Consider the following 23,483-nt stretch of genomic DNA (forward strand, 5'->3'; position numbering starts at 1 on the left):
CCCGGTTGCAGGGGCGTGGTTCGGGGCGACCTCCCCGCCGGGCACCCGCCGGCGTCCTCGTGCGCCGGACCGCCGGCGCGGCCGCCGTGCACCGGGCGCTGGTCGTTCCCCCTGCGCGGTGTGGCCCGGATGACGTCTCCGGTGCGCCGCCGGGCCTCCGCCGCGGGGGCGCGGTGCCGTAGGATCGTGAGGATCGTGCGCGTCCTCGCGTCCCGTCATCGGGATGCGGCGCCACCCCACGGGTCACAGGTACGCGCACGCGCGTGCCCGTGGCCACCAGGACATCACCCCGACGAGTTGGAGTACCCCGCAGTGAAGACGGACGTGGAGAACCTCGAGGCCACCCGGGCCAAGCTGACCGTGACGGTCCCGTACGAGGAGCTCCGGTCGGCGATCGACTCCGCCTACGCCACGGTCTCCCAGCAGGTGAGCATCCCCGGGTTCCGCAAGGGCAAGGTCCCGGCACGCATCATCGACCAGCGCGTCGGCCGTGCCGCGGTCCTCGACCAGGCGATCAACAGCCAGATCGACTCGCTCTACCGCGGCGCCGTCCAGGAGGCCGGCGTCAACCCGCTCGGCCGGCCCGAGATCGAGGTCTCCGAGCTCCCCGCCGTGACCGGACCGCTCGGCGGACAGCTCGTCTTCACGGCGACCATGGACGTGCGCCCCGAGATCGAGCTGCCCGACTTCTCCTCGATCACCCTCACCGTCGCCGACTCCGAGGTCTCCGACGACGACGTCGAGGAGCGCCTCACCTCGCTGCGCGAGCGCTTCGGCACCCTGACCGGAGTGGACCGCGTGGTCGAGACCGGTGACTTCGTCACCCTCGACCTGTCGGCGAAGGTCGACGGCGAGGAGGTCGACACGGCGTCGGGCATCTCCTACGAGGTCGGCTCGGGCTCCATGCTCGAGGGCCAGGACGACGCCCTCGTCGGCCTCGCCGCGAACGAGACCGGCACCTTCACCACGACGCTCGCCGGCGGTGAGCACGAGGGCAAGGAGGCCGAGGTCTCCGTGACCCCGACCGCCGTCAAGGTCCGCGAGCTGCCCGAGGCCGACGACGACTTCGCCCAGCTGGCCTCCGAGTTCGACACCCTCGCCGAGCTCCGCGACGACCTGCGCACGCAGGTCGCCTCGGACCGCGCCGGCAACCAGGCCGTCGAGGCCCGTGACCTGCTCCTGGCCCACCTGCGCGAGAACATCGAGGTCCCGGTCCCGGCCGGTGTGGTCGACGCCGAGATCGTCCGCCACCTCGAGGCCGAGGGCAAGCCCGAGGGTGACCCCCACGGCGAGGAGATCCGCGGCGAGACCGAGGAGCTGCTGCGCGACCAGATCATCCTCGACACGCTCTCGGACCGCTTCGAGGTGCAGGTCTCCCAGAACGAGCTGCTCGAGTTCCTCGTCCAGCAGGCCCAGCAGTACGGCATGGACCCGAACAACTTCATCCAGGCCGCCGGCCAGACCGGTCAGCTGCCCGCCTTCATGGGTGAGGTCGCCCGCAACAAGGCCCTGGCGGTCGCGCTGCGCGACGTCTCGGTCGTCGACGGCGCGGGCACCACGATCGACCTGTCCGAGTACATCGGCTCCGAGGAGACCGACGCGGCCGACGCGGAGGGCGCGGAGGCAGGCGACGGCGCGGAGAGCCCCGACAGCCCGGACTCGCCGGACAGCGCGGACTCCGCCGACAGCTCGGACAGCCCCGACTCGGCCGACAGTGCCGACTCGGCCGACGAGGCCGAGGAGAAGCCGGCCGCGAAGAAGCCCGCGGCCAAGAAGCCCGCGGCCAAGAAGCCGGCCGCGAAGAAGGCGACCGACGCCGACGAGGCCGGCGCCGACGCCTGACCTTCGCGCACCGACGCCGGCCCTGTCCGGCGTCGCCGCACCTCAACCTCCGAGGGGCGGCCGACCACATGGTCGGCCGCCCCTCGGCGTCCGAGGCTCCGTGCCCAGGTGCCCAGGTGCCCAGGTGCCCGCGGCGCCGTCGGAGGCGACTGTGGCGCCACGCTGCGACGTCCGTGCCGCCGCCGAGCGCAAGCCGCGTCGTCGTGCGTGGACCGACCGCGGCCGCCGATCGTGCGCCGACAGCGAAACGGGCCCGGACGGGGGCAGGATCCGCGGCCCCGCGCGGTTAGGGTCCTGTGAACACCCGCGGTGACTCATCCGTTCCGCGATCCCCTTCGACCAAGGAGCTGCACGTGAGCGACCCGATCGCGCGCGCCGAGGTGAGCAACCTCGGTCTGAACGACAGCATCTACAACCGGCTGCTCAAGGAGCGCATCATCTGGCTCGGCTCGGAGGTGCGCGACGAGAACGCGAACGCCATCTGCGCGCAGATGCTCCTCCTCGCCGCCGAGGACCCCGACAAGGACATCTACCTCTACATCAACAGCCCCGGCGGCTCGATCACGGCGGGCATGGCCATCTACGACACCATGCAGTACGTCAAGCCGGACGTCGCCACCGTGGGCATGGGGCTCGCGGCCTCGATGGGGCAGTTCCTGCTCACCTCGGGCACCAAGGGCAAGCGCTACGCCACCCCGCACGCCCGCGTGATGATGCACCAGCCCTCGGGCGGCATCGGCGGCACCGCCACCGAGATCAAGATCAACGCCGAGCTCATCCTGCACATGAAGAAGGTGCTCGCCGAGCTCACGGCCGAGCAGACCGGCCAGCCGCTGGAGCGCATCAACTCCGACGCCGACCGGGACCGGTGGTTCACCTCCCAGGAGGCCCTCGAGTACGGCTTCATCGACCACGTCGTCTCCAGCGCCGCCGCCGTCACCGGCGACGGTGGCACCGGCTCCGAGTCCTGAACCCCGCGATCCTCCAAGGAGAACTGATGAACGTCCCCATCCTCGGCCGCGCGGGCTTCACCCCGAACGGCACCGCACCCATGGCGGCGCCCGGCGGCGTCGCCCCGCAGGGTCCGTCCTCGCGCTACGTCCTCCCGACGTTCGAGGAGCGCACGGCCTACGGCTACAAGCGTCAGGACCCGTACGCCAAGCTCTTCGAGGACCGCATCATCTTCCTCGGCGTGCAGGTGGACGACGCCTCGGCCGACGACGTCATGGCCCAGCTGCTCGTCCTCGAGTCGCAGGACCCCGACGGCGTGATCACCATGTACATCAACAGCCCCGGCGGCTCGTTCACGGCACTGACGGCGATCTACGACACGATGCAGTACATCAAGCCGGAGATCCAGACCGTCTGCCTCGGCCAGGCCGCCTCGGCCGCCGCCGTGCTGCTGGCCGCGGGCTCCCCTGGCCGTCGCCTGGCGCTGCCCAACGCGCGGGTGATGATCCACCAGCCCGCCCTCGAGGGCGGCGGCTACGCCCAGGCGTCGGACATCGAGATCCACGCCAACGAGGTGCAGCGCATGCGTGGGTGGCTCGAGCAGACGCTCGCCCACCACACGAGCCAGGACGTCGAGACGGTGTCGAAGGACATCGAGCGCGACAAGATCCTCACCGCCCAGCAGGCGCTCGAGTACGGCCTGGTCGACCAGGTCCTCGAGTCCCGCAAGGACGCCAACCCGGTGGCCATCGAGAGCTGACAGCACCACCGACCGACGCCGCCCCCGGACCGCCCGGGGGCGGCGTCGTGCGTGGTGGGAGTCGGCCACACCGGCGGTTGCCCGCGCGTCCGACCGGGCCGACCGCGACTCCCCGGCCGGGGGCGCGAGGCACGCCGGGACAAACGCGCGTGCTCGGTCGGCCGGGCGTGTGCGAAAGTGGGACCCGAGAGCCGTACCCAGCGGCGAGCGGTTCCCCCGGGCCGCGACGAGACGAGGAGGACACCATGGTGCGAACGGGACCCGCCACGGCGGACCTCCTCACGTGCTCCTTCTGCGGCAAGAGCCAGAAGCAGGTCAAGAAGCTCATCGGCGGCCCCGGCGTCTACATCTGCGACGAGTGCGTCGAGCTGTGCAACGAGATCATCGACGAGGAGCTGGCCGAGCTCGGCGAGACCTCGCTCGAGGACCTGCCCAAGCCGCGCGACATCTTCGACTTCCTCAACGAGTACGTGGTGGGGCAGGACGACGCCAAGCGGGCGCTCGCCGTCGCCGTCTACAACCACTACAAGCGGGTGCGCTCGACCGAGGAGAAGCCGGGCCCGGAGTCGGTCGAGATCCAGAAGTCGAACATCCTCATGGTCGGCCCCACGGGGACCGGCAAGACCTACCTCGCCCAGTCGCTCGCCAAGCTGCTCGACGTCCCCTTCGCCATCGCGGACGCCACGGCGCTGACCGAGGCCGGCTACGTGGGCGAGGACGTGGAGAACATCCTCCTCAAGCTCATCCAGGCCGCCGACTTCGACGTGAAGAAGGCCGAGACCGGGATCATCTACATCGACGAGATCGACAAGGTCGCCCGCAAGGCGGAGAACCCGTCGATCACCCGTGACGTCTCGGGCGAGGGCGTCCAGCAGGCGCTGCTGAAGATCATCGAGGGGACCTCTGCCGCGGTGCCGCCCCAGGGGGGCCGCAAGCACCCGCACCAGGAGTTCCTGCAGATCGACACCACCAACGTGCTGTTCATCGTGGCCGGGGCCTTCGCCGGCCTGGAGGACATCGTCAGCTCACGCGTGGGGCGGCACGGCATCGGCTTCGGCGCGGCCCTCAAGGGCACTGAGAGCGAGGCGGACCTGCTGACCAAGGTCTCCCCTGAGGACCTGCACAAGTTCGGGCTCATCCCCGAGCTCGTCGGCCGGCTGCCCATCACCGCGACTGTCAACGCCCTCACGCAGTCCGACCTGGTGACGATCCTGTCCGAGCCGAAGAACGCGCTCGTCAAGCAGTACCAGAAGATCTTCGAACTCGACGGCGTGCAGCTCGAGCTGACCGACGAGGCGATCGAGGCCGTCGCCGAGCTCGCGCTCGAGCGGGGCACCGGCGCCCGCGGCCTGCGCGCCATCATGGAGGACACGCTGCGCGAGACGATGTTCGACATCCCCTCGCGCGACGACGTCGAGAAGGTCGTCGTCACGGGCGAGTCCGTGCGCAGCGGCCAGGCCCCGACGGTGGTCGTGCGCTCGAAGTCGCGCCGCCGCCAGCAGCGCTCGGCCTGACGCCCTCGTCCGTCGGGGAACCGACGCCTCGGCCTGTTGCTGCTGGACGCCCTGCCCGCGGGCTGATCCGCTCGGTCTACGGTGTGGGTCATGAACGACGCCGCGACCGCCTTGCCGGAGGACATCCCCGAGGGCCTGCGGAGCGCCCGCGCGACGATCGACAACATCGACGCCGCGCTCATCCACCTGCTCGCCGAGCGCTTCCGGTGCACCCAGGCGGTGGGGCGGCTCAAGGCCGAGCAGGGGCTCCCGCCGTCGGACCCCGCACGTGAGGAGCGCCAGGTCGAGCGCCTGCGCGCCAAGGCGCAGGAGGCCGGGCTGGACCCCGTCTTCGCGCAGAAGTTCCTCGACTTCATCATCGCCGAGGTCATCCAGCACCACGAGACCATCGCCGAGGAGCACCAGCGCGACTGATTCGCGTCGTGTCCGGTCGCGTCCCGGCCGGGGGATCGCGCCTTCGTATCATCGTGGGCATGCAACCGCTCAAGCTGCGCCTGTCGCGCTCGCTGGCCATCGCCCTCATCGTCGTGGGGGTGCTGCTCATCGTCACCGGGGTCCTCACCGAGCGGTGGATCTCGCTCTTCCCCGGCATCGTCATGCCGTTGGTCGGCGTGCTCTACCTCGTCAACCCGGCGCTCGTCATCGACGGCGGCGAGGCGCGGCAGCAGAACGGCTTCGGCATGGCGCTCAAGCGGCTGCCCGTCCGCGGGCCGGCCGACCTGCGGATCGAGGGCAAGAAGCTCGTGCACGTGCCGACCGGGAAGAAGCTCGCGTCGCTCGGCTTCGGGATGGAGAAGGGTGACGTCGCCACGCTGCGTGCCTGGGTCGAGGGCGCGCCGCACGGCATGCCCCCGCACGGTGCGCCGTACGGCCAGCCCGGCCCGCAGCAGGGCGCGCCGTACGGCCAGCCGGGCCCGCAGCAGGGCGCCGCGTACGGCCAGCCGGGCCCACAGCAGGGCGCGCCGTACGGCCAGCCCGGTCCGCAGCAGGAAGCGCCCTACTGGCAGCCGGGCCCGCAGCAGGGCGGCCCCTACGGTCAGCCCGGCCAGCCCGGCCAGCAGCACGGTGGTCCGGCCTACGGAGCGCCTCCGTCCCCGCAGGGTTACGGCCCGACACCTCCCGGTCAGGGCGCGCCTCCGCAGTGACCCGATGACGGGCGCCCGTCCGATCAGCTGATGCGGACCACTCAGCTGATGCGGACCACGTTGAGCGCCTCGCCGGTCACGGCGTCCACGGTGACACGGGTGCGTCCGCTGCCGTCGTCGAGGACGACGGTCGTCAGCGGACGGTCGACGCCGTCCGGCACGCCGACCTGCTCGACCTCACCGGCCAGCACCCCGGTGGCCACCTCCGCCGCCTCGGCGGCGGACACCTCCCATGACGCCAGGACCTCGTCCGGCACGTCGGGCAGCACAGGCGAGGTCAGGGGGTGCCTCCCGGACTCGCCGACCCCCGTGAAGGCGGTCGTGCCCAGGTCCGTGCCGTCCGTCGTGTGCACGACCCACTCCGACTCCTCGGCCTCGAAGAACTCGCCCGGCTGCGAGGAGTCGTCGGAGTAGTGGACACGGATGAACCCGGGGTGCACCGCGATCGCGATCTCGTCGGCCCCCGCCGCGTCCTGCTCCAGCGCGGCCACGTCCTGGGCTGTGAGCGACCCCAGCCTGGTGACGGCGTCGCTCGGCGACCGATCGAGGGACTCGAACGCATCGGCCGGCAGGCCCAGCACGTCGTCGGACGTGGGGAGCGACCCTGAGCCGGTCCCACCGCCCGGCGGGCCGACGTCGCGGCCGCAGGCGCCGAGCGTCAGCGCCAGGCCGAGCCCGGAGCCGGCGAGGGGTCGCCATCTGCGGGAGACGTGGCGACGGGGGGCGGGGGAGCGGTCGAGGGTGCGCATGACGAGAGGCTAGGAGCCACCCCGCGCCGTGGACAGGCGCCCGGGTACCCCTGCCCGGTCAGGAGCGCGCGGACCCGCGTGCCACCCGCGCGTCAGTGCGTGTTCGTGGCCTCCGGCTTCGGCCCGGCGTAGAGCTCGTCGATCTCGGCGGCGAAGGTCTCGAGCACCGGCTTGCGCTTGACCTTCGACGACGGCGTGAGCAGGTCGTTCTCGAGCGTGAAGTCGGTGTCGAGGATCGTGAACTTGCGGATCGACTCCGCGCGGCTCACCGCCCGGTTCGTGCGCACGACGGCGCGCTCGAGGGCCGCACGGACCTCGGGGTGCTCCGCGGCCTCCGCCACGGTCATCTCCGGCAGGTCGTGGTTGGTCAGCCACTGCGGCAGCATCTCGGGGTCGAGCGTGACCAGGGCGCCGATGAAGGGGCGGCCCTCGCCCACCACGACGACCTGGGAGACGATCGGGTGGCCGCGCAGCCGGTCCTCGAGCACGTTGGGGGCGACGTTCTTGCCGCCGGCGGTCACGATGATCTCCTTGGCCCGGCCGGTGATCGACAGGTAGCCGTCGTCGTCGATCGCGCCCAGGTCCCCGGTGCGGAACCAGCCGTCCTCGGTGAAGGACTCCGCGGTGGCATCGGCGTTGCCGTGGTAGGCGCGGAAGACGTGCGGCCCGCTGATCTCGATCTCCGAGGTCTCGGAGATGCGCACCGAGGTACCCGGGTAGGCCGGGCCGACCGTGCCGATCTTGATCCGGCCGGGCACGTTGACCGACGTCGGGGCACCGGTCTCGGTCAGGCCGTAGCCCTCGAGGATGACCAGCCCCATGCCGCGGAAGAAGTGGCCCAGGCGCTGCCCGAGCGGGCCGCCGCCGGAGACGGCGTACTCGAGGTTGCCGCCCATGATCTCGCGCAGGGTGGAGAACACGAGCCGGTCGGCGACCTTGCGCTGCGCCTTGAGCACCCCGGAGACCGACCCGGTGGCCTCCTCGGCTCGCGAGGCCCGCTCCGCCACCTTGGCGGCCCAGCGGAAGATCCGGCGCTTGACGGTGGAGGCGGAGGCCTTGGCGTCGGCCGAGTTGTAGACCTTCTCGAACACCCGGGGCACGGCCAGGAGGAACGTGGGGCGGAAGCTCTGCAGGTTCGGCACGAGCTGCTTGAGGTCGGGGCTGTGGCCGAGCACCGCGCCGGAGTGGACGGTGAGCACCGAGACGAAGCGTCCGAACACGTGCGCGAGCGGGATGAACAGCAGCGTGCGCGACCCGGGCTTGCCCACCACCTCGTGGAGGTTCGGGTCGGCCACACCGTTGACGACGAGCGCCACGAAGTTGCCGTGCGTGAGCTCGACCCCCTTGGGGCGCCCGGTCGTGCCCGAGGTGTAGATGATCGTGGCCAGGTCCGCGCCGGTCAGCGCCTCGAGGCGGGCGGTCACCTGAGAGTCGTCGAGGTCCTCGCCGCGGCGGACGAGCTCGTCGATCGCGCCCTCGTCGATCGCCAGGGTCTCCCGCAGCCCCTCGAGGCCTTCGGCGGCCTCGGCCAGCACGTCGCCCCGCTCGGGGCCGTCGACGAACGCGAGGGTGATGCCGGCGTCGGACAGGATCCAGGCGCACTGCTCGGCCGAGGAGGTCTCGTAGATCGGGACGGGCACGGCCCCGGCGCTCCAGGCGGCGAAGTCGAGCAGCGACCACTCGTACCGGGTGGGGGACATGATCGCCACCCGGTCCCCGGGCTCGACGCCGGAGGCGATGAGCCCCTTGGCCACCGCCGTGACCTGGGTGGAGAACTCCTGGGCGGTGACGGGCTCCCAGCCCGCGCCGCTGGGCGAGGCCACCTCGAACAGCGTCGCGCCGGGGTCGATCTCGAGCCGCTGGTGCAGCAGCGTGGGGATCGACGTGGACGGGTGGATGTCGCCGCGCGCCGGGGTGGTGGTCGTGGGCTGGGTCATCGCGGCCTCCGGGAGGGGACGGGGTGGGGGCGGTCGGCGGTCAGCCCCGGGCGCTGTGGCCCGGGGCACAGACGAGACTACGTGGTCAGGCGGTCGCCTCGAGCTCGTGCGCGGTCACGGCTGTGGTCTCGCCGCCGTCGAGGATGGTCAGGTCGCCGCGCACCTTGGCGGCGTTGCGCAGGTCGGCGGCGACGGCGCGCACGAGCGGGCCGTCCGCTGTCGGGACCTCGAGGGTGACCGCGGCGTAGGGGACCTTCTGGGAGACCTTGGCCTCGGACTTGACCTTCCGCAGGGCGGCGAGCGCGCGGCCGGCGGCCCCGACGAGTCCCGCCTCGGCCGTGCCCGCCGCGGCGCGCAGCTCCTCGCCGGTGGGCCACGGAGCGGCGTGCACCGAACCCTCCCGGTACCAGGTCCACACCTCGTCGGTCGCGAAGGGCAGGAAGGGGGCCAGCAGGCGCACGTAGGTGTCGACGGCGAGCGCGAGCGCCGCGCGGGCCGAGGTCGTGGCGCCCGGCTCCGCGGTGCCCTCGCGGTCGTAGGCGCGCTCCTTGACGAGCTCGAGGTAGTCGTCGCAGAACGTCCAGAACGAGGACTCGGTGAGCTCGAGGGCGCGGGCGTAGTCGTAGCCGTCCAGAGCCTTCGTCGCGGCCTCGACGACGCCGGCCAGCCCGGCGAGCATGGCCCGGTCGACGTCGTGGGTGACGAGTGCGGGGTCGAGCTCGAGGTCCGCCTCGCCGCCCATCGTCAGGGCGAACTTCGAGGCGTTGAGGATCTTGATCGCCAGGCGGCGTCCGATCTTCATCTGGGAGATCTCGAAGGCGGTGTCCACGCCGAGCTTGGCGGAGGTGGCCCAGTAGCGCACGGCGTCCGAGCCGTGCTCCTCGAGCAGGCCCATGGGCGTGACGACGTTGCCCTTGGACTTGCTCATCTTCTTGCGGTCGGGGTCGAGGATCCAGCCCGAGATGGCGGCGTCCGACCAGGGCAGGGCGCCGAACTCGTGGTGCGCCCGCACGATCGAGGAGAACAGCCACGTGCGGATGATGTCGTGGCCCTGGGGGCGCAGGTCCATCGGGTAGACCCGCTCGAAGAGGTCCTCGTCGCGCAGCCAGCCGGCGGCGATCTGCGGCGTGAGCGCGGACGTGGCCCAGGTGTCGAGGATGTCGCTCTCGCCGACGAACCCGCCCGGCACGCCGCGCTGGGACTCCTCGAAGCCGGGGGCCGGCTCGGAGGTGGGGTCCACCGGCAGGGCGGCCTCGCCGGGGACGATCGGGCTGTCGTGGCGGACCTCGCCGTGCTCGTCGACGGCGTACCACAGCGGGATCGGCACGCCGAAGAAGCGCTGGCGGCTGACCAGCCAGTCGGAGTTGAGCCCGTCGACCCAGTTCTCGTAGCGCGAGTGCATGAAGCCGGGGTGGAAGGACAGCTCGCGACCCCGCGCCAGGAGGTTGGCGCGTAGATCGCCGCCGTCGTCGTCCGTGTGGGGGCGCCCGCCGTTGCGGATGTACCACTGGCGTGAGGTGACGATCTCCAGCGGCTTGTCGCCGCGCTCGTAGAAGTTGGCCTTGCGCTGGGTGGGGGTGGGCTCCTCGAGCAGCTCCCCGCTCTCGCGCACCGCCGCCACCATCGCCTCGCGGGCGGAGAAGGCGGTCCGGCCGGCGAGCTCGGCGGCGTACAGCTCGGCGCCGACGCCGCTCAGCCACTCCGGGGTGGTGCGGACCATGCGCCCGTCGCGACCGACGATCGGGCGGGTGGCCAGGTCCAGCTCGCGCCACCAGATGACGTCGGTGAGGTCGCCGAAGGTGCAGCACATGGCGATGCCCGTGCCCTTGTCCGCCTCGGCGCCGGTGTGGGGGAGGACGGGGATCTCGACGTCGAACAGCGGGCTGCGCACGGTGCGGCCGAACAGGAAGCGGTAGCGCTCGTCGTCGGGGTGGGCGACGAGGGCCACGCAGGCCGGCAGGAGCTCCGGGCGGGTCGTCTCGATGACGACGTCGGTGCCCTCCTCGGTGTGGAAGGCGAGCTTGTGGTAGTGCCCGGGGTAGTCGCGGGCCTCGAGCTCGGCCTGGGCGACGGCGGTCTGGAAGGTGACGTCCCACAGGCCCGGCGCCTCGGACTGGTAGGCCTCGCCGCGGGCGAGGTTGCGCAGGAAGGCCGTCTGGGAGGCGCGCTGGGCGTCGGCGCCGATGGTCTGGTAGCTGTGCCGCCAGTCCACCGACAGGCCCAGGCGGCGGAACACCTGCTCGAAGGCCTGCTCGTCGCTGGCCGCCAGGCGCAGGCACAGCTCGACGAAGTTCTTCCGGCTCACCGGCACCTGGTCGGCGGCCTTGATCGACTTCCCGTCGCCGCCCTCGTGGGGCGGGGTGAAGTCGGGGTCGTAGGGCAGTGAGGGGTCGCACCGCACGCCGTAGTAGTTCTGCACGCGGCGCTCGGTGGGCAGGCCGTTGTCGTCCCAGCCCATGGGGTAGAAGACGGAGCGGCCGCGCATGCGCTGGTAGCGGGCGATGACGTCGGTCTGGGTGTAGCTGAAGACGTGGCCGACGTGCAGCGAGCCCGAGGCGGTGGGCGGCGGGGTGTCGATCGAGTAGACGTCGGCGCGCTCGGCGCCGCGGTCGAACGCGTAGGTGCCGAGCTCCTCCCAGCGCGCGTCGTGCCGCTCCTCCAGACCATCGGTGCTCACACGGTCCGGCGCCGAGGGGGCGGGCAGGCGGGTGGGCGACGGTGTGGAGGGCGATGTGCTCATGGGTGCCGATTCTTCCACGCTCGCGACCGCCGGGAGGTCCCGTGGGCGCGGGCCCTCGCCACACCGGCGACCCCTGCCGCCTCGCGTTGGCGACTCTCCGCCGCCCCCTACTTTCGGCGAGCGCATGGGTCGTGTGTCGAGACGATGGGCTCAGGGCATGCTCTCGAGACACGACCCATGTGCTCGAGGCCGGGGCGTCAGCCGGAGGGTCGGGTGCGGGCCAACTCGTCGACGAGCGCGGCGATGGGGTCGTAGCCGGTGACCGGCCCGCCGGCCAGCAGGCCGTCGGCGCCGAGGACCACCGCGGTGGGGGAACCGGTGAGACCGAGCCGCCGCAGGGTGAAGCCGGATCCGCCCGTCACCGTCCGGACGTCGACGTGGGGGAGTCGACGGCGCCAGCGGGGGATCGCCGCGTCGAAATACTCACGCTCCCTGCCCAGCCGGGGGATCCGCAGCAGCAGCTGGGCGCGGTCCCGGGCGAGGCTGGCGAGCTCGTGCTCCCCGCCGTCGACCCACACCCGCCCGGCTGGTATCGGGCGCCGCAGGTAGGGGCGTTCGCGCCCGTCGCCGCGCGGGCGGAAGGCCGAGGTGCTCTCGACGACACCGAGGGCTCCCAGGGCGCCGCCCACGGCGATGACGCCCGGGTGCAGGCTCTCGACGGCCCACCAGCCGCGCAGTCCGGCCGCGAGGACGACGCCCGACGCCACCACCATCGCGGCGTCCAGCACCACGTGCGCCGGTCCGGCGGGTCGGTCGTCGTCCAGCCCGAAGCAGTGGCAGGCCACCGGGGTCGGTGAGCGCCAGGCCCGCCACGCGACCACGAGGTAGGTCGCGGAGAGCGCCGCCGTGACGGCGGCGAGGACGGCGAGGAGGATGCCCGGCGCGCCGATGAGCGCGAGGCCGAGGACGATCTCGCCGGCCGCGTGGAGCCGGACCGCCCACGGGGCGCGCAGCCGCGGCGGGATCCCGAGCGCGGCCAGGTGCACGGCCTCGGGCGGGCGGGCGAGCTTGCCCGCCCCGGCGGCGATGAGGACGACCGCGAGCGCCACGACGGCGATGCTGGCGGCGAGGTCCATGGCCCGAGGTTAGCCGTGGGCTCCGGGCTCCTCGGCCGTTCCAGCGCCCGCGCCCGTTCCCGCGCCCGACCCCGTCTCCGTCCCCGTGCCCGGCACGGGGCAGGTGTCGAGCCGCGTGAGCAGGTCCCGGAGCTGGGCCACCTCGGAGTCGTCGAGGGGGGCGAGCAGCTCGGCGCCGAGCGCGCCCCGCTCGGCGAGGACCTGGGCCGCCAGGTCGTGGCCCTTCGCCGTCGGCTCCACGAGCACGGCGCGGCGGTCCGACGGGCTGGGCACGCGGCGCACGAGCCCTTTCTCCTCGAGGGAGTCGATCACCTCGGTGACCGATCGGGGCGCGATCCGCAGGCGCTCGGCGATGTCGGCGAGCCGGGCACCGCCGTCGGCGGCGATCGCGGCCCGCAGGGCACGGAACTCGTGGGGGGAGGGGCCCCAGGGTTCGAGGGCGTCCATCCAGCGTCGGCGGATGCGACGCGCGGTGCGCACGATGAGCTCGTAGACGTCGGGCTCGTGGTCGTGGTCCGCGCAGCGGTCAGGCCGGCCGTGAGGGTACGCCCGCGGGCCGCGTGGTGCGCGGACGTCGTCCGGTGCGTTCTCGGTGGGCACGCCCGCATCGTATCCGGCCTTGCGGCACCCCTCATAGTGAGGTAACCTCAGCAAGTCGCTCCGGCCCCGCACCCTGCGCCGCCGTCGAGCCTGCCGACCCTCGATCACAGGAGGCGGTGCCCCATGACAGCACCCCACATCAGCCCACGCCCCGCCGACCGCACCGGCCGCCCCCACACCCGCGGCGGCGGTCCCAGCGGCCCCGGCGGCCCCGAGCCCGCCCGCGTCGATCCCGCCGACCGCGCCCAGCTCGCCGAGCACCCCGTCAGCCTGCGCCGCATCGGCGCCCTGTTCCGCCCGCACCGCACGGCGGTGGGCGTCGTCGTCGTGCTCATCGTCGCCACCTCCCTGGTGGGGCTGGCGACCCCGTTCCTCACCAAGCACCTCATCGACTCCGCGATCCCCGACCAGGACGTCACGCTCCTGCTCCTGCTCGTCGGCGGCCTGCTCGCGGTCACGGTCGTCACCTCCCTGCTCGGCGTCGTCCAGACCTGGCTGGCCACCACCGTGGGTCAGCGGGTCATGCACGGGCTGCGCACCAGCGTCTTCGCGCACCTGCAGCGCCAGTCGGTCGCCTTCTTCACGCGGACCCGCGGCGGGGAGGTGCAGGCCCGCCTCACCCAGGACATCCAGGGCATGCAGTCCGTCGTCACCTCGACCGCCACCTCGATGGCCTCGAACATCACCACGGCCGTCGGCACCGCGGTGGCCATGGTCGTCCTGTCCTGGCAGCTCTCCCTGCTCTCGCTCGTCGTGCTGCCCCCGGCGGTCTGGCTCACCCGCCGGGTCGCGCTCCTGCGCCGCGAGATCACCGCCCGCCGTCAGCGCGCCATGGCCGACCTGCAGAGCCAGGTCGACGAGTCGCTCTCCGTCAGCGGCGCCACCCTGGGCAAGATCCTGGGCACCGGCCCGCGCGCCTCGGCGGCCTTCGCCGCCACGTCCACCGAGCTCGCCGACCTCGAGGTGCGCTCCCAGCTGGCCGGACGCTGGCGGATGGCCTCGCTGAGCATCGTCTTCGCTGCCATCCCCGCCCTCATCTACCTGTTCGCGGGCCTGCCCGCGACCTCGGGCGGGATGACCATCGGGACGATCGTGGCCTTCACGGCCCTGCAGACCCAGCTCTTCCGCCCGCTCATGGGCGTGCTCAACGTCGGCGTCCAGGTGGTGTCCTCGATGGCGCTGTTCAGCCGGGTCTTCGAGTACCTCGACCTCGACGTCGAGATCGACGACCCCGCCGAGCCGGTCCGCATCGACCCCGCCCGGGTCCGCGGCGAGCTGCGCCTGGACGGCGTCGGGCTCACCTACCCCGGCGCCGACACCGCCGCGCTGACGGGCATCGACCTGCACGTCCCCGCCGGCACCTCCCTGGCCCTGGTCGGCCCCACCGGCTCGGGCAAGTCCACGCTCGGCTCGCTGGTCGCCCGGCTCGTCGACCCCACGGTGGGGCGCGTGACCATCGACGGCGTCGATCTGCGCGACATGGCGCTGGCCGACCTCGCCCGGATCGTCGGCGTCGTCTCCCAGGAGACCTACCTCCTGCACGGCACCGTGCGGGAGAACCTGCGTCACGCCCGGCCAGACGCCACCGACAAGGAGATCGAGGCCGCCGCGCGCGCCGCGCAGGTGCACGACCTCATCGCCTCCCTGCCCCAGGGCTACGACACCATGGTCGGCTCCCGCGGGTACCGGTTCTCCGGCGGCGAGAAGCAGCGGATCGCCATCGCCCGCACGCTCCTGCGCGACCCGCGCGTGCTCGTGCTCGACGAGGCCACCTCCGCGCTGGACACCACCACCGAGAAGGCGGTCCAGGACGCCCTCGACGCGCTGGCGGTGGGACGCACGACCCTGACCATCGCCCACCGGCTGTCGACGATCGCCGGCGCGGACCAGATCGTCGTGCTCGACCACGGGCGCGCGGTCGAGCGAGGCAGCCACGAGGAGCTCGTCGCGGCCGACGGCGCCTACGCCGCGCTCGTCGGCGACCAGGAGCGCGGGCGCGCACTCGAGCCCGCGGGTGTCTGAGCGGGGCGGCCCGCCGGCCGGCTCAGCCGGCGGAGAGCTCGGTGTTGCGGGTCATCACCGCGTCCGCCGCGGCGATGACGGCGGCCGGGAACCCCGCCCGGTCGAGCGCGACCATGCCGGCGACCGTGGTGCCGCCCGGCGAGCACACCCGGTCGACGAGATCCTGGGGGCTCGTGCCCTCCGCGGCCAGCTCACGGGCCAGGGTCCCCGCACCGGCGGCGGCCTGCGCGGCCATCCGCACCGCCTGGTCCTTGGGCATGCCCGCGGCCACGGCCGCACGCGCGAGGGAGTCGATGAGCTGGAACACGAAGGCCGGCGCAGAGCCCGCGATCGCCGTGAACGCCCCGAAGTGACGCTCCTCGATGACCTCGGCCGTGCCGACGGCCTCGAACAGCTCGACGACGGCGGCCAGCTGCTCGGCGCTCGCGGCCGCGTTGCCGCACACGGCCGCGGCGCCCACCCCGACCTGGGCGGCCACGTTGGGCATCACCCGCACGACCGGATGCCCCTCGGGCGCCGCCACGGTGAGCGTGCCCAGCTCCAGCCCGGCGGCGATGGAGACCACCGGCGCCCCGGACGCGGCTAGGGCGTCGCCGACCTCGGCCAGCACGCCGAGCACGACGTGCGGCTTGACCGCGAGGACCACCAGCCCGTCCGCGCCGACCTCGGCGACGAGCCCGGCGGCGTCGTCGTGCGCGGTGCCGCCGACGGCCTCGGCCAGGCCGGCCGCCGCCTCGGCGCGCAGGTCGTGGACGTGGATCTCGTGCCTGCCGCCGGTCGCCGCCACGCCGTGGGCGATCGCCGAGGCCATGGCCCCCGAGCCGATGAATCCGATGCGCACGTGAGGTCCTCTCGCCGGTCGTGCCCGATGTCCGTCACCCCCATGATGGACCCATGACCGCCACCAGCACCCCCGCACCCCGCGCACTGGTCACCGGAGCCTCGAGCGGGATCGGCCGGGCCACCGCCCGCCGACTCGTCGACGCCGGCCTCCAGGTCCTCGCCACGGCCCGCCGGGCCGATCGGCTCGCCGCCCTGGCCGAGGAGATCGGGTGCGACACCTTCGCTGCCGACCTCACCGACCCCGACGACGTCGCCGCGCTTGTCGACCAGGCCGTCGCCGGCGGTCCGCTCACCTCCCTGGTCAACAACGCCGGCGGCGCCCTGGGTGCCGACAGCGTGGAGACTTCCGACCCCGCGGACTGGGCGCGCATGTACGAGATCAACGTGCTCAGCACCCTGCGGCTCACCCAGGCCCTGCTGCCGCACCTGCGGGCCGACGGCGGCGGGGACGTCCTCGTGGTGACCTCCACCGCGGCGCTCGCCCCCTACCCGGGCGGGGCCGGCTACACCGGCGCCAAGCACGCCGAGCGGATGCTCGTCGAGACGCTGCGCCTCGAGCTCGTCGGCGAGCCCCTGCGGGTCATCGAGATCCAGCCCGGGCTCGTGGCCACCGAGGAGTTCTCCCTCAACCGTTACCGCGGGGACGCCGCCGCGGCCGCGCGCGTCTACGCGGGCGTGGCCGAGCCGCTCAGCGCCGAGGACGTCGCGGACGTCATCACCTTCGCGCTCACGCGGCCCGCCCACGTCAACCTCGACTCGGTGGTGGTCCGCCCCCGCGCCCAGGCCTCGAACACGGTGCTCCACCGCGACGGCGACTGAACCCGCCACGGGCGGGCGCCCGGGGGCGGGCCAGCGGTCAGACGGCGCGCGAGGTCGCGGTGGCGCCGGAGGCCGCGTCGACGGTGCCGGCCAAGGTGGGGTTGCCGAACACGTACAGGTCCCAGGTGAGCCGGCCCTCCCAGCGCACGAGCTCGATGCTGCGCAGCGTCTGCCCGTCGAGGATCCCCGCGGAGGTGGCCCGGCCCAGGGCGTCCTCCAGGGAGATGACGTCCTCGCCGGCCAGCGCGAGCGCGGCCTCGTCGGCCGGGGCGCTGTTCTGCCCCACGACGGCGTAGGCGGCGTCGAGGGTGACCTCGATCCGCTCCTCGCCCTCCACGCCGACGACGAGGTAGCGGGCCTCGGCGCCGCCGTCGTCGATCTGCACCGCGGAGAGGATCGAGGCCGAGGGGTGGGCGGCGCGGGTGGCCCCGGTGGCGGCGCGGATGGCGTCGGCGCCCGGCGCGGGGAGCTCGGGCTCTTCGGTGGGCGTCTCCGTGGGTGACTCGCTGGGCGTCTCGGGCGGCGGCGTCGTCGTGGGCTCCTCGCCGGGCGGGTCGTCCGGCGTGCCGCTGGTCGGGGGCTCGGTCGGCTCCGTGGGGGTGTCCGGCTCGTCGCTGTCCGGCGCGCCGGGGTCCGCGGGCGCGTCCGGGTCCTCGGTGGGATCCTCGCCGTCCGGGTCCTCGGAGGTCGGGTCCTCGGAGGTCGGCTCCTCGGTGGTCTCCTCGTCGGTGGGTTGCTCGCTGGTGGCGTCCTCGGTCGGCGACTCCTGCGCGCCCGGGTCCTCGGAGGGGGACTGCGCGTCGGCGCCGTCCGCGAGCGAGGCGTCCCCGGGCGCGGAGCTGCCCCCGTCGCCGGGCTCGTGGGTCTGCGAGCTCACGGAGGGTCCGTCCGAGCAGGCGGCGACCGTCAGGGCGGCCGCGAGCACGAGGGAGGGCAGCGCGAGAGCCCGCGACATGGAGCGCATGTCGCCAGTGTGCCGCCCCTGCGGCCAGAGCGCCTCCCCCTGCATGGGGAGATGACACCATGTGGCGAGGGTCGCACGGGGGAGGCTGGACCGGTGCCGAAGCACACGTCCCGGCCTGCGATGCCGGCCCGCCGCCGGCGTGCGGTCAGGTGGTCGGCGGCTCCTCGGTGCGCAGCGGCTTGTCGTCGATGATCGTCGGCTCCTCCTCGCCTGCGGGGACGTCGACGCTGTTGAGCACCTCGCCGGTGATCGTGTCGATGCCGACGCGGCCCAGGGTGCCGTCGGCCGACCGGATGCCGACCAGCAGGATGTTCGCGGGGGAGTCGGGCGGCATGGCGACGAGCACCTCGCCGGGACGGACCTCGAGCGCACCGGCGACCGCGTCGGCCACCTGCACGTGCCAGTCCGCCAGGACGTCGGCGCCGTCACCCTCGTCCGTGCCGATCGGGTAGGTCGTGTGGTCGACGACCTCGAGGGTGCCGGGGTCCACCGCGGCCTCGCTCATCTCCTGCCCGTCCGTGGTCCACACGAGCCAGACCTGGTCGAGCTCGGGAGGCACGTCCAGGTGGTCGGAGCTGCTGCGCCCCGAGGAGATGACGATCCCGACGGCGACATCCTGTCCGGTGGCCCCGAGGGCGTTGTCCTGGATCGTCGTGGCGTCGTCGGCGGTGAGCACCGGCTGACCGGGCTCGGCCGACGCGAGCTCACGGTCGACCGAGGAGGTCGCCCCGGCCTCGAGGCCGAGCGCGTCGTCCGTGGTCGGTACGTCGGGCCGGGTGCCGGTGGTGCCGCCGCCCGGACCGGTGCCGCCGCCCGGAGCGACCGGGCCGCTGTCGGCGCACCCACCGACGAGCGCGGCGAGCAGGAGGACGACGGGGGCGGCTCGGCGAGCCCTGCGGGTGGGGGAGGTCATGCCGTCAGACTAGGGTCCGCGCCCGCCGGGCCGGACCCGCCCCGGTGGGTACAGGTACCGGGGGGCGACCTCCCCACCCCGCCCGGGTCACTCGGTGGTCACCTCGCCGGTGACGGCGTCGACGTACACGTCGCCCTCGTCGTCGTCGAGGTCGAACTCCCATCGGACGGTGCCGTCCTCGGTCTCCAGCTCGATCTCCTCGACCACGGGGTCGTCGCTGATGGCGCCCTCGACGGCGGCCGCGGTGATCGCGTCGATCATCGTCAGCTCGGCGGCCTCGAGCTCGGCGAGGGTGTCGTCGTCCACGTCGTCGGACTCCTGCTCGGCGACCGAGAGGTCGGGACGCAGGGTGATCTCGACCAGGGTGGTGCCGTCGACGACGTCGACCTCGAAGCCGGAGTCGTCGCGCTCGAGCATGACGACGTCGCCCTCGGGCACGAGCTCCTGGGCCGCGGCGATCGCCGAGGCGAGCTCGGCCACGCCGGGCAGCTCCGCGCCGTCGGAACCCGAGGCTCCGTCGGAGGCGTCGTCCGCTCCGTCGGAGGCGGAGTCGGAGCCCGAGGCTCCGTCGGACGCGGTGTCGTCGTCCGCGTCGCCGGAGGCGGACGCGTCGTCGCTCGCCGAGTCGTCGTCGGCGTCGTCGGAGGCGGTTCCCGACCCGGCGTCGGAGGTCGCGGTGGCGTCCTCGACGGTGGGGTCCTCCTCGGCGGAGGAGCAGCCCGCCAGCACGAGGGCGAGGGAGACGGCGGCGAGGGAGACGGTGGTGGTGGCTCGGTTCGTTCGCATGGATCCAGTGTGGTCCGCGCCGGTGAGAGCCGCAGGAAGGCGCCGGTGAGAGCCCTCTCAGCGGAGGCGGGCCACGCCCCGGCGGAGGTCCGACGTAGTCTCGGATGCGGCGGCCACCAGTTTTGCTCCCGATGAAAAAAAGGCCCATAGTGAGTGGTGGCGAGCGGGCGACGGATGCCCACAGCCCCGTCCCCACGGACGGCACACCGGCAACGACGCTCAGGTACAACGGCGAGAAGGACCTCCCATGACGGACACGGCGCACATCCCCTCCACCTCGACGAAGGTCGGGGCGTGGTTCATCGGCGGGCGGGGATCGCTCGCCACCACCGCGGCGGTCGGACTGGCCGCGCTGGCCCGCGAGCTCGTCGAGCCGCACGGCGTGACCACCGCCGCCCACGAGCTCGCCGGCGTGCCCTTCGTCGGCTTCGGCGACATCGTCGTCGGCGGCCACGACATCGCCGAGGGCGACCTCGCCCGCCGGGCCATGGCGCTCGCCGTCGGGGGGATGTACCCGCGCGAGCTCGTGGCCGAGGTGACCGAGGAGCTCGCCGGTGCCGACGCGAACATCCGCATGGCCGCCTCCGGGGGCGCCACCCAGCAGGCCGACATCGACCAGATGGCCGCCGACATCACCGACTTCCGCGACCGGCACGGTCTGCGCGCGGTCGTCGTCGTCGACGTCTCCTCGACCGAGCGGCTGCCGACCGACCACCCGGCCTTCCACTCCGAGGAGGCGCTGCGCACCGCCCTGGACACCCCGGGCGCGGCCGTGCTGCCGCCGAGCTCCGTCGCGGCCGCGGCGGCCATCCAGGCCGGCGCCCCCTACGCCGGCTTCACCCCCTCGGCGGGCATGGGCCTGCCGGTGCTGCGCGCCCGGGCCCGGGCGGCGGGCCTGCCGATCGCCGGGCAGGACGGCAAGACCGGCGAGACGCTGCTGCGCACCGTGCTCGCCCCGATGTTCGCCGCCCGCGGGCTGAAGGTCATGTCCTGGGCGGGGACCAACATCCTCGGCGGCGGCGACGGCGAGACCCTCGCCGACCCCGAGACCGTGCGCTCGAAGCTGGCCTCGAAGAACCGCGGTATCCACTCCCTGGTCGGCAAGGACGTCGTCACGCCCCTGCACATCGACAACGTGCCCGACCTCGGCGACATCAAGACCGCCTGGGACCACGTGCACGCCGCCGGCTTCCTCGGCAGCCGCGTCACCCTCCAGACCACGTGGACCGCCTACGACTCGACCCTGGCCGCGCCGCTCGTCATCGACCTCGTCCGCGCCCTGGTCCTCGCCCTCGACGCCGGGCGGGTCGGCGAGGTCGCCGAGCTCGGGTGCTTCTTCAAGGACCCGTGGGGCAGCGACGAGCACGCCTTCGCCGAGCAGACCCGGATCTTCCACGACTGGGTCCACGAGGTGGCCGCCGAGGTGGCCGACTCCGCCGACGCCTCCGCGAACGGATCCTCGAACGGATCCGCGAACGGTGCCGCCGACGCGCCCGCGCCGACCGACCCGCTGACGGTCGGGCGATGACCACGCCGTCCGACCTTGCCGAGCTCGTCCGGGCGCCGGGCGCGCTCAGCGCCCTGGGCGACACGCTCGTGGGCGCCACCGCCGCCCGCGGGCGGGTCGGCGCGCGGGCGCTCGCCCTGCCCGCCGCCTCGGCCTGCCTGTACGCCGCGGGCATGGCGCTCAACGACTACGCCGACGCCGACCTCGACGCCGTCGAGCGGCCCGAGCGCCCCATCCCGTCGGGGCGGGTCTCCCGGGACACCGCGCTCGCGGTCGGCGCGGGGCTGACCGCCGCCGGACTCGTCCTCGCGCGCATCGCGGGACGCGCTCCCGGCCGGGTCGCCCCGCTCGTCGCCGCCGCGGTGTGGACCTACGACCTGGCGGCGAAGAACAGCCCGGCCGGCCCCGCGGTCATGGCCGCCTGCCGGGGCCTGGACGTGCTCATGGGGGCCGCCGGACCCGGCTGGCGCCGCGCCCTGCCTGCCGCGGCCGTGATGACCGCCCACACCGGCGCCGTCACCGTGCTGTCCCGCGGGGAGGTGCACGGCACGACCTCGGCCACCGCCGTCGGCGCGGCCACCGTCACCGGCGCCGCGGCCCTGGCCACCGTCGCCATCGCGCGCGCCGGCGCCGGGGGCGGGGCCGTCCTGGGGGCCGCCGCGTATGGCGCCGCCGTCCTGCCGGCGCAGGTGGCCGCGGCCGCCGAGCCCACCGCGGAGCACGCCCGCACGGCCACCCGGAACGGCATCCGCGCCATGGTGCCGCTCCAGGCGGCGCTCGTCGCACGCACCGGCGCCCGGGCGGCCACCGCCGCCCTGGTGGTCGTCGAGCTGGCCGGGCGGCTCCTCGCCCGCGCCCGGACCAGGGGGGACCTCACATGACTGCCGACCGCTGGAGCTTCGGCTACGGCACCAACGGCTTCGCCGACCACCGCCTCGACGACGCCCTCGACGTCATCGGCGAGCTCGGCTACGAGGCCGTGGCCCTCACGCTCGGGCACCCGCACCTCGACCCCTTCGCCCCCGACTGGCACGAGCAGGCCACGGCCCTCGGGCAGGACCTGCGGCGTCGGGACATGCGCGTCGTCGTCGAGACCGGGGCCCGCTACCTGCTCGACCCGCGCACCAAGCACCGCCCCACCCTCGTCGACCGCGAGGCCGGTCCCCGGATGGACTTCCTCCACCGAGCCGTCGAGATCGCCGAGGTCCTCGGCGCCGACTGCATCTCGCTGTGGAGCGGCGTGCTGCCCGCCGACGTCGACGCCGCCGAGGGCTGGGAGCTCATGCGCACCCGCCTGGCCGAGGTCGTCGCCGGCGCCGCCGAGCGCGGCGTGACGATCGCCCTCGAGCCCGAGCCCGGCATGCTCGTCGAGACGGTCGCCGACGCCCTGCGCCTGCGCACCGACCTCGGGGAGCCGGAGAACCTCGGCCTGACCGTCGACCTGGGCCACTGCGTCGCCGTCGAGCCCGACGGCGTCGTCGGGGCGCTGCGCGCCGCCGGCGACCTGCTGCGCAACGTGCAGGTCGACGACATGCTGCCCGGCGTCCACGAGCACCTCGAGCTCGGCACCGGCGAGCTCGACCTCGTCGCCGCCGTCGAGACGCTGCGCGAGATCGGCTACGCCGGCGTCGCCGCCGTCGAGCTGCCCCGCCACTCCCACGACGCCCCCCGGCTGGCCGCGGCGAGCATCGCCGCCTGGCAGGAGGCCGCGGCCGCGGCCCGCCACCCGTGGACCGCGCAGGCGGGACGGACCCTCGCGGAGGACCCCGCCCGCGCGCCCCGGCTCTTCGCCGAGGCGGGCCGCAAGGTCGGCCGCGAGCCGCTGCGGGCGGATGACCCGCAGGGCTTCCACGGCACCCGCGACGACGAGGCCCGCGCCACCCTCGTCGAGGCGCTGCACGGCGCCGGCGCCCCGGCCGAGGACCTCGCCGAGCTCTACCACCGGGGCGACGACGCCGAACGGCGCGGCGTGCTGCGCGGCCTGGGCCGCCTGGCCGACGCCGGGCAGACCCGGCCGGAGTGGGTGGCCACCGGTATCGAGCTGACCACCGACGCCCTGCGCACGAACGACACCCGGCTCGTCGCCGCGGCCATGGGGGCCTTCGCGAACCATCTCGACGACCACGCCTGGCGCCACGGCGTGCTCAAGCTCGTGTTCATGGGGGTCCCGCTCGCCGTCGTCCACGACCTGGCCGGGCGCCGGGACGCCGAGCTGGCCGCCATGGCCACCCGCTTCGCCGCCGAACGGCGCGCCGCCGGCCGCACCGTCCCCGACGACCTGCACCTCATCGCCGACGACCTGAGGGAGACCTGAC

General features: G+C 73.9%; 20 protein-coding genes. 11 read left to right on the forward strand and 9 right to left on the reverse strand.

What is annotated here, in order from left to right; all coding sequences use genetic code 11:
• Nucleotides 1-312 precede the first annotated feature (312 nt).
• From tig to AC3D3D_RS14085, 6 genes are all read left to right on the forward strand, one after another.
• Nucleotides 313-1,842: a trigger factor gene (gene tig, locus AC3D3D_RS14060; RefSeq protein ID WP_463663215.1), complete on the forward strand. Its 1,530-nt coding sequence runs from the start codon at nt 313-315 to the stop codon at nt 1,840-1,842.
• Nucleotides 1,843-2,195: 353 nt separating this feature from the next.
• Complete coding sequence (locus AC3D3D_RS14065; protein ID WP_463663216.1) at nt 2,196-2,813, forward strand: ATP-dependent Clp protease proteolytic subunit; 618 nt, start codon at nt 2,196-2,198, stop codon at nt 2,811-2,813.
• Between the two features lie 80 nt (nt 2,814-2,893).
• Nucleotides 2,894-3,553, forward strand: a complete 660-nt coding sequence (locus AC3D3D_RS14070; protein WP_463663283.1) for an ATP-dependent Clp protease proteolytic subunit — start codon at nt 2,894-2,896, stop codon at nt 3,551-3,553.
• 245 nt (nt 3,554-3,798) lie between these two features.
• Entirely contained in the window at nt 3,799-5,067 is a 1,269-nt protein-coding gene (clpX, locus tag AC3D3D_RS14075; protein ID WP_463663217.1) for an ATP-dependent Clp protease ATP-binding subunit ClpX, read from the forward strand.
• A 90-nt stretch (nt 5,068-5,157) separates the two neighbouring features.
• Nucleotides 5,158-5,481 carry a chorismate mutase gene (locus AC3D3D_RS14080; RefSeq protein ID WP_463663218.1) on the forward strand — a complete coding sequence of 108 codons (324 nt, stop codon included), beginning with the start codon at nt 5,158-5,160 and terminating at the stop codon, nt 5,479-5,481.
• Nucleotides 5,482-5,540: 59 nt separating this feature from the next.
• Nucleotides 5,541-6,212: a hypothetical protein gene (locus AC3D3D_RS14085; protein WP_463663219.1), complete on the forward strand. Its 672-nt coding sequence runs from the start codon at nt 5,541-5,543 to the stop codon at nt 6,210-6,212.
• A 41-nt stretch (nt 6,213-6,253) separates the two neighbouring features.
• Here AC3D3D_RS14085 and AC3D3D_RS14090 read toward each other — a convergent pair whose 3' ends face one another.
• From AC3D3D_RS14090 to AC3D3D_RS14110, 5 genes are all read right to left on the reverse strand, one after another.
• Nucleotides 6,254-6,961, reverse strand: coding sequence for a hypothetical protein (locus AC3D3D_RS14090; protein WP_463663220.1), 708 nt, complete (start codon nt 6,959-6,961; stop codon nt 6,254-6,256).
• 92 nt (nt 6,962-7,053) lie between these two features.
• Complete coding sequence (locus AC3D3D_RS14095; protein WP_463663221.1) at nt 7,054-8,898, reverse strand: AMP-dependent synthetase/ligase; 1,845 nt, start codon at nt 8,896-8,898, stop codon at nt 7,054-7,056.
• An 85-nt stretch (nt 8,899-8,983) separates the two neighbouring features.
• Complete coding sequence (valS, locus tag AC3D3D_RS14100) at nt 8,984-11,638, reverse strand: valine--tRNA ligase (protein ID WP_463663222.1); 2,655 nt, start codon at nt 11,636-11,638, stop codon at nt 8,984-8,986.
• Between the two features lie 197 nt (nt 11,639-11,835).
• The gene (locus tag AC3D3D_RS14105) at nt 11,836-12,714 is read right to left on the reverse strand and encodes a MauE/DoxX family redox-associated membrane protein (RefSeq protein ID WP_463663223.1); all 879 of its coding nucleotides are present in this window, start codon (nt 12,712-12,714) and stop codon (nt 11,836-11,838) included.
• A 9-nt stretch (nt 12,715-12,723) separates the two neighbouring features.
• Entirely contained in the window at nt 12,724-13,314 is a 591-nt protein-coding gene (locus AC3D3D_RS14110) for a MarR family winged helix-turn-helix transcriptional regulator (protein WP_463663224.1), read from the reverse strand.
• 123 nt (nt 13,315-13,437) lie between these two features.
• On the opposite strand from AC3D3D_RS14110, the gene AC3D3D_RS14115 reads away from it, so the two are divergent.
• The gene (locus AC3D3D_RS14115) at nt 13,438-15,336 is read left to right on the forward strand and encodes an ABC transporter ATP-binding protein (RefSeq protein WP_463663225.1); all 1,899 of its coding nucleotides are present in this window, start codon (nt 13,438-13,440) and stop codon (nt 15,334-15,336) included.
• Nucleotides 15,337-15,358: 22 nt separating this feature from the next.
• Here AC3D3D_RS14115 and proC read toward each other — a convergent pair whose 3' ends face one another.
• Nucleotides 15,359-16,177 carry a pyrroline-5-carboxylate reductase gene (proC, locus tag AC3D3D_RS14120; protein WP_463663226.1) on the reverse strand — a complete coding sequence of 273 codons (819 nt, stop codon included), beginning with the start codon at nt 16,175-16,177 and terminating at the stop codon, nt 15,359-15,361.
• A 53-nt stretch (nt 16,178-16,230) separates the two neighbouring features.
• On the opposite strand from proC, the gene AC3D3D_RS14125 reads away from it, so the two are divergent.
• Nucleotides 16,231-16,998: an SDR family oxidoreductase gene (locus tag AC3D3D_RS14125; protein ID WP_463663227.1), complete on the forward strand. Its 768-nt coding sequence runs from the start codon at nt 16,231-16,233 to the stop codon at nt 16,996-16,998.
• 37 nt (nt 16,999-17,035) lie between these two features.
• On the opposite strand, the gene AC3D3D_RS14130 is transcribed toward AC3D3D_RS14125, so the two are convergent.
• The 3 genes from AC3D3D_RS14130 to AC3D3D_RS14140 form a co-directional block, all read right to left on the reverse strand.
• The gene (locus AC3D3D_RS14130) at nt 17,036-17,962 is read right to left on the reverse strand and encodes a hypothetical protein (protein ID WP_463663228.1); all 927 of its coding nucleotides are present in this window, start codon (nt 17,960-17,962) and stop codon (nt 17,036-17,038) included.
• A 145-nt stretch (nt 17,963-18,107) separates the two neighbouring features.
• Nucleotides 18,108-18,875, reverse strand: coding sequence for a hypothetical protein (locus AC3D3D_RS14135; protein WP_463663229.1), 768 nt, complete (start codon nt 18,873-18,875; stop codon nt 18,108-18,110).
• An 87-nt stretch (nt 18,876-18,962) separates the two neighbouring features.
• Nucleotides 18,963-19,661 carry a PepSY domain-containing protein gene (locus AC3D3D_RS14140; protein ID WP_463663230.1) on the reverse strand — a complete coding sequence of 233 codons (699 nt, stop codon included), beginning with the start codon at nt 19,659-19,661 and terminating at the stop codon, nt 18,963-18,965.
• 247 nt (nt 19,662-19,908) lie between these two features.
• On the opposite strand from AC3D3D_RS14140, the gene AC3D3D_RS14145 reads away from it, so the two are divergent.
• Genes AC3D3D_RS14145 through AC3D3D_RS14155 form a run of 3 tightly spaced genes read left to right on the forward strand, consistent with a single transcriptional unit; the run spans nt 19,909 to nt 23,482 of the window.
• Nucleotides 19,909-21,189, forward strand: a complete 1,281-nt coding sequence (locus tag AC3D3D_RS14145) for an inositol-3-phosphate synthase (RefSeq protein WP_463663231.1) — start codon at nt 19,909-19,911, stop codon at nt 21,187-21,189.
• Nucleotides 21,186-22,049, forward strand: coding sequence for an SCO3242 family prenyltransferase (locus AC3D3D_RS14150; RefSeq protein ID WP_463663232.1), 864 nt, complete (start codon nt 21,186-21,188; stop codon nt 22,047-22,049). The genes AC3D3D_RS14145 and AC3D3D_RS14150 overlap by 4 nt, the downstream gene beginning before the upstream one ends.
• Nucleotides 22,046-23,482, forward strand: coding sequence for an EboA domain-containing protein (locus AC3D3D_RS14155; protein ID WP_463663233.1), 1,437 nt, complete (start codon nt 22,046-22,048; stop codon nt 23,480-23,482). The genes AC3D3D_RS14150 and AC3D3D_RS14155 overlap by 4 nt, the downstream gene beginning before the upstream one ends.
• The last annotated feature ends 1 nt before the right edge of the window (nt 23,483 follow it).

The organism is Georgenia sp. X1117, from assembly GCF_057784635.1.

Bases quoted from the DNA above. Each gene is read 5' to 3' on its own strand.
- valS (WP_463663222.1), bottom strand. From the start codon at position 11,638: ATGAGCACATCGCCCTCCACACCGTCGCCCACCCGCCTGCCCGCCCCC.
- AC3D3D_RS14130 (WP_463663228.1), bottom strand. From the start codon at position 17,962: ATGCGCTCCATGTCGCGGGCTCTCGCGCTGCCCTCCCTCGTGCTCGCG.
- AC3D3D_RS14085 (WP_463663219.1), top strand. From the start codon at position 5,541: ATGCAACCGCTCAAGCTGCGCCTGTCGCGCTCGCTGGCCATCGCCCTC.
- AC3D3D_RS14150 (WP_463663232.1), top strand. From the start codon at position 21,186: ATGACCACGCCGTCCGACCTTGCCGAGCTCGTCCGGGCGCCGGGCGCG.
- AC3D3D_RS14140 (WP_463663230.1), bottom strand. From the start codon at position 19,661: ATGCGAACGAACCGAGCCACCACCACCGTCTCCCTCGCCGCCGTCTCC.
- AC3D3D_RS14125 (WP_463663227.1), top strand. From the start codon at position 16,231: ATGACCGCCACCAGCACCCCCGCACCCCGCGCACTGGTCACCGGAGCC.
- AC3D3D_RS14105 (WP_463663223.1), bottom strand. From the start codon at position 12,714: ATGGACCTCGCCGCCAGCATCGCCGTCGTGGCGCTCGCGGTCGTCCTC.
- AC3D3D_RS14095 (WP_463663221.1), bottom strand. From the start codon at position 8,898: ATGACCCAGCCCACGACCACCACCCCGGCGCGCGGCGACATCCACCCG.
- AC3D3D_RS14070 (WP_463663283.1), top strand. From the start codon at position 2,894: ATGGCGGCGCCCGGCGGCGTCGCCCCGCAGGGTCCGTCCTCGCGCTAC.
- clpX (WP_463663217.1), top strand. From the start codon at position 3,799: ATGGTGCGAACGGGACCCGCCACGGCGGACCTCCTCACGTGCTCCTTC.
- AC3D3D_RS14090 (WP_463663220.1), bottom strand. From the start codon at position 6,961: ATGCGCACCCTCGACCGCTCCCCCGCCCCCCGTCGCCACGTCTCCCGC.
- AC3D3D_RS14115 (WP_463663225.1), top strand. From the start codon at position 13,438: ATGACAGCACCCCACATCAGCCCACGCCCCGCCGACCGCACCGGCCGC.
- AC3D3D_RS14135 (WP_463663229.1), bottom strand. From the start codon at position 18,875: ATGACCTCCCCCACCCGCAGGGCTCGCCGAGCCGCCCCCGTCGTCCTC.
- AC3D3D_RS14145 (WP_463663231.1), top strand. From the start codon at position 19,909: ATGACGGACACGGCGCACATCCCCTCCACCTCGACGAAGGTCGGGGCG.
- AC3D3D_RS14080 (WP_463663218.1), top strand. From the start codon at position 5,158: ATGAACGACGCCGCGACCGCCTTGCCGGAGGACATCCCCGAGGGCCTG.
- AC3D3D_RS14155 (WP_463663233.1), top strand. From the start codon at position 22,046: ATGACTGCCGACCGCTGGAGCTTCGGCTACGGCACCAACGGCTTCGCC.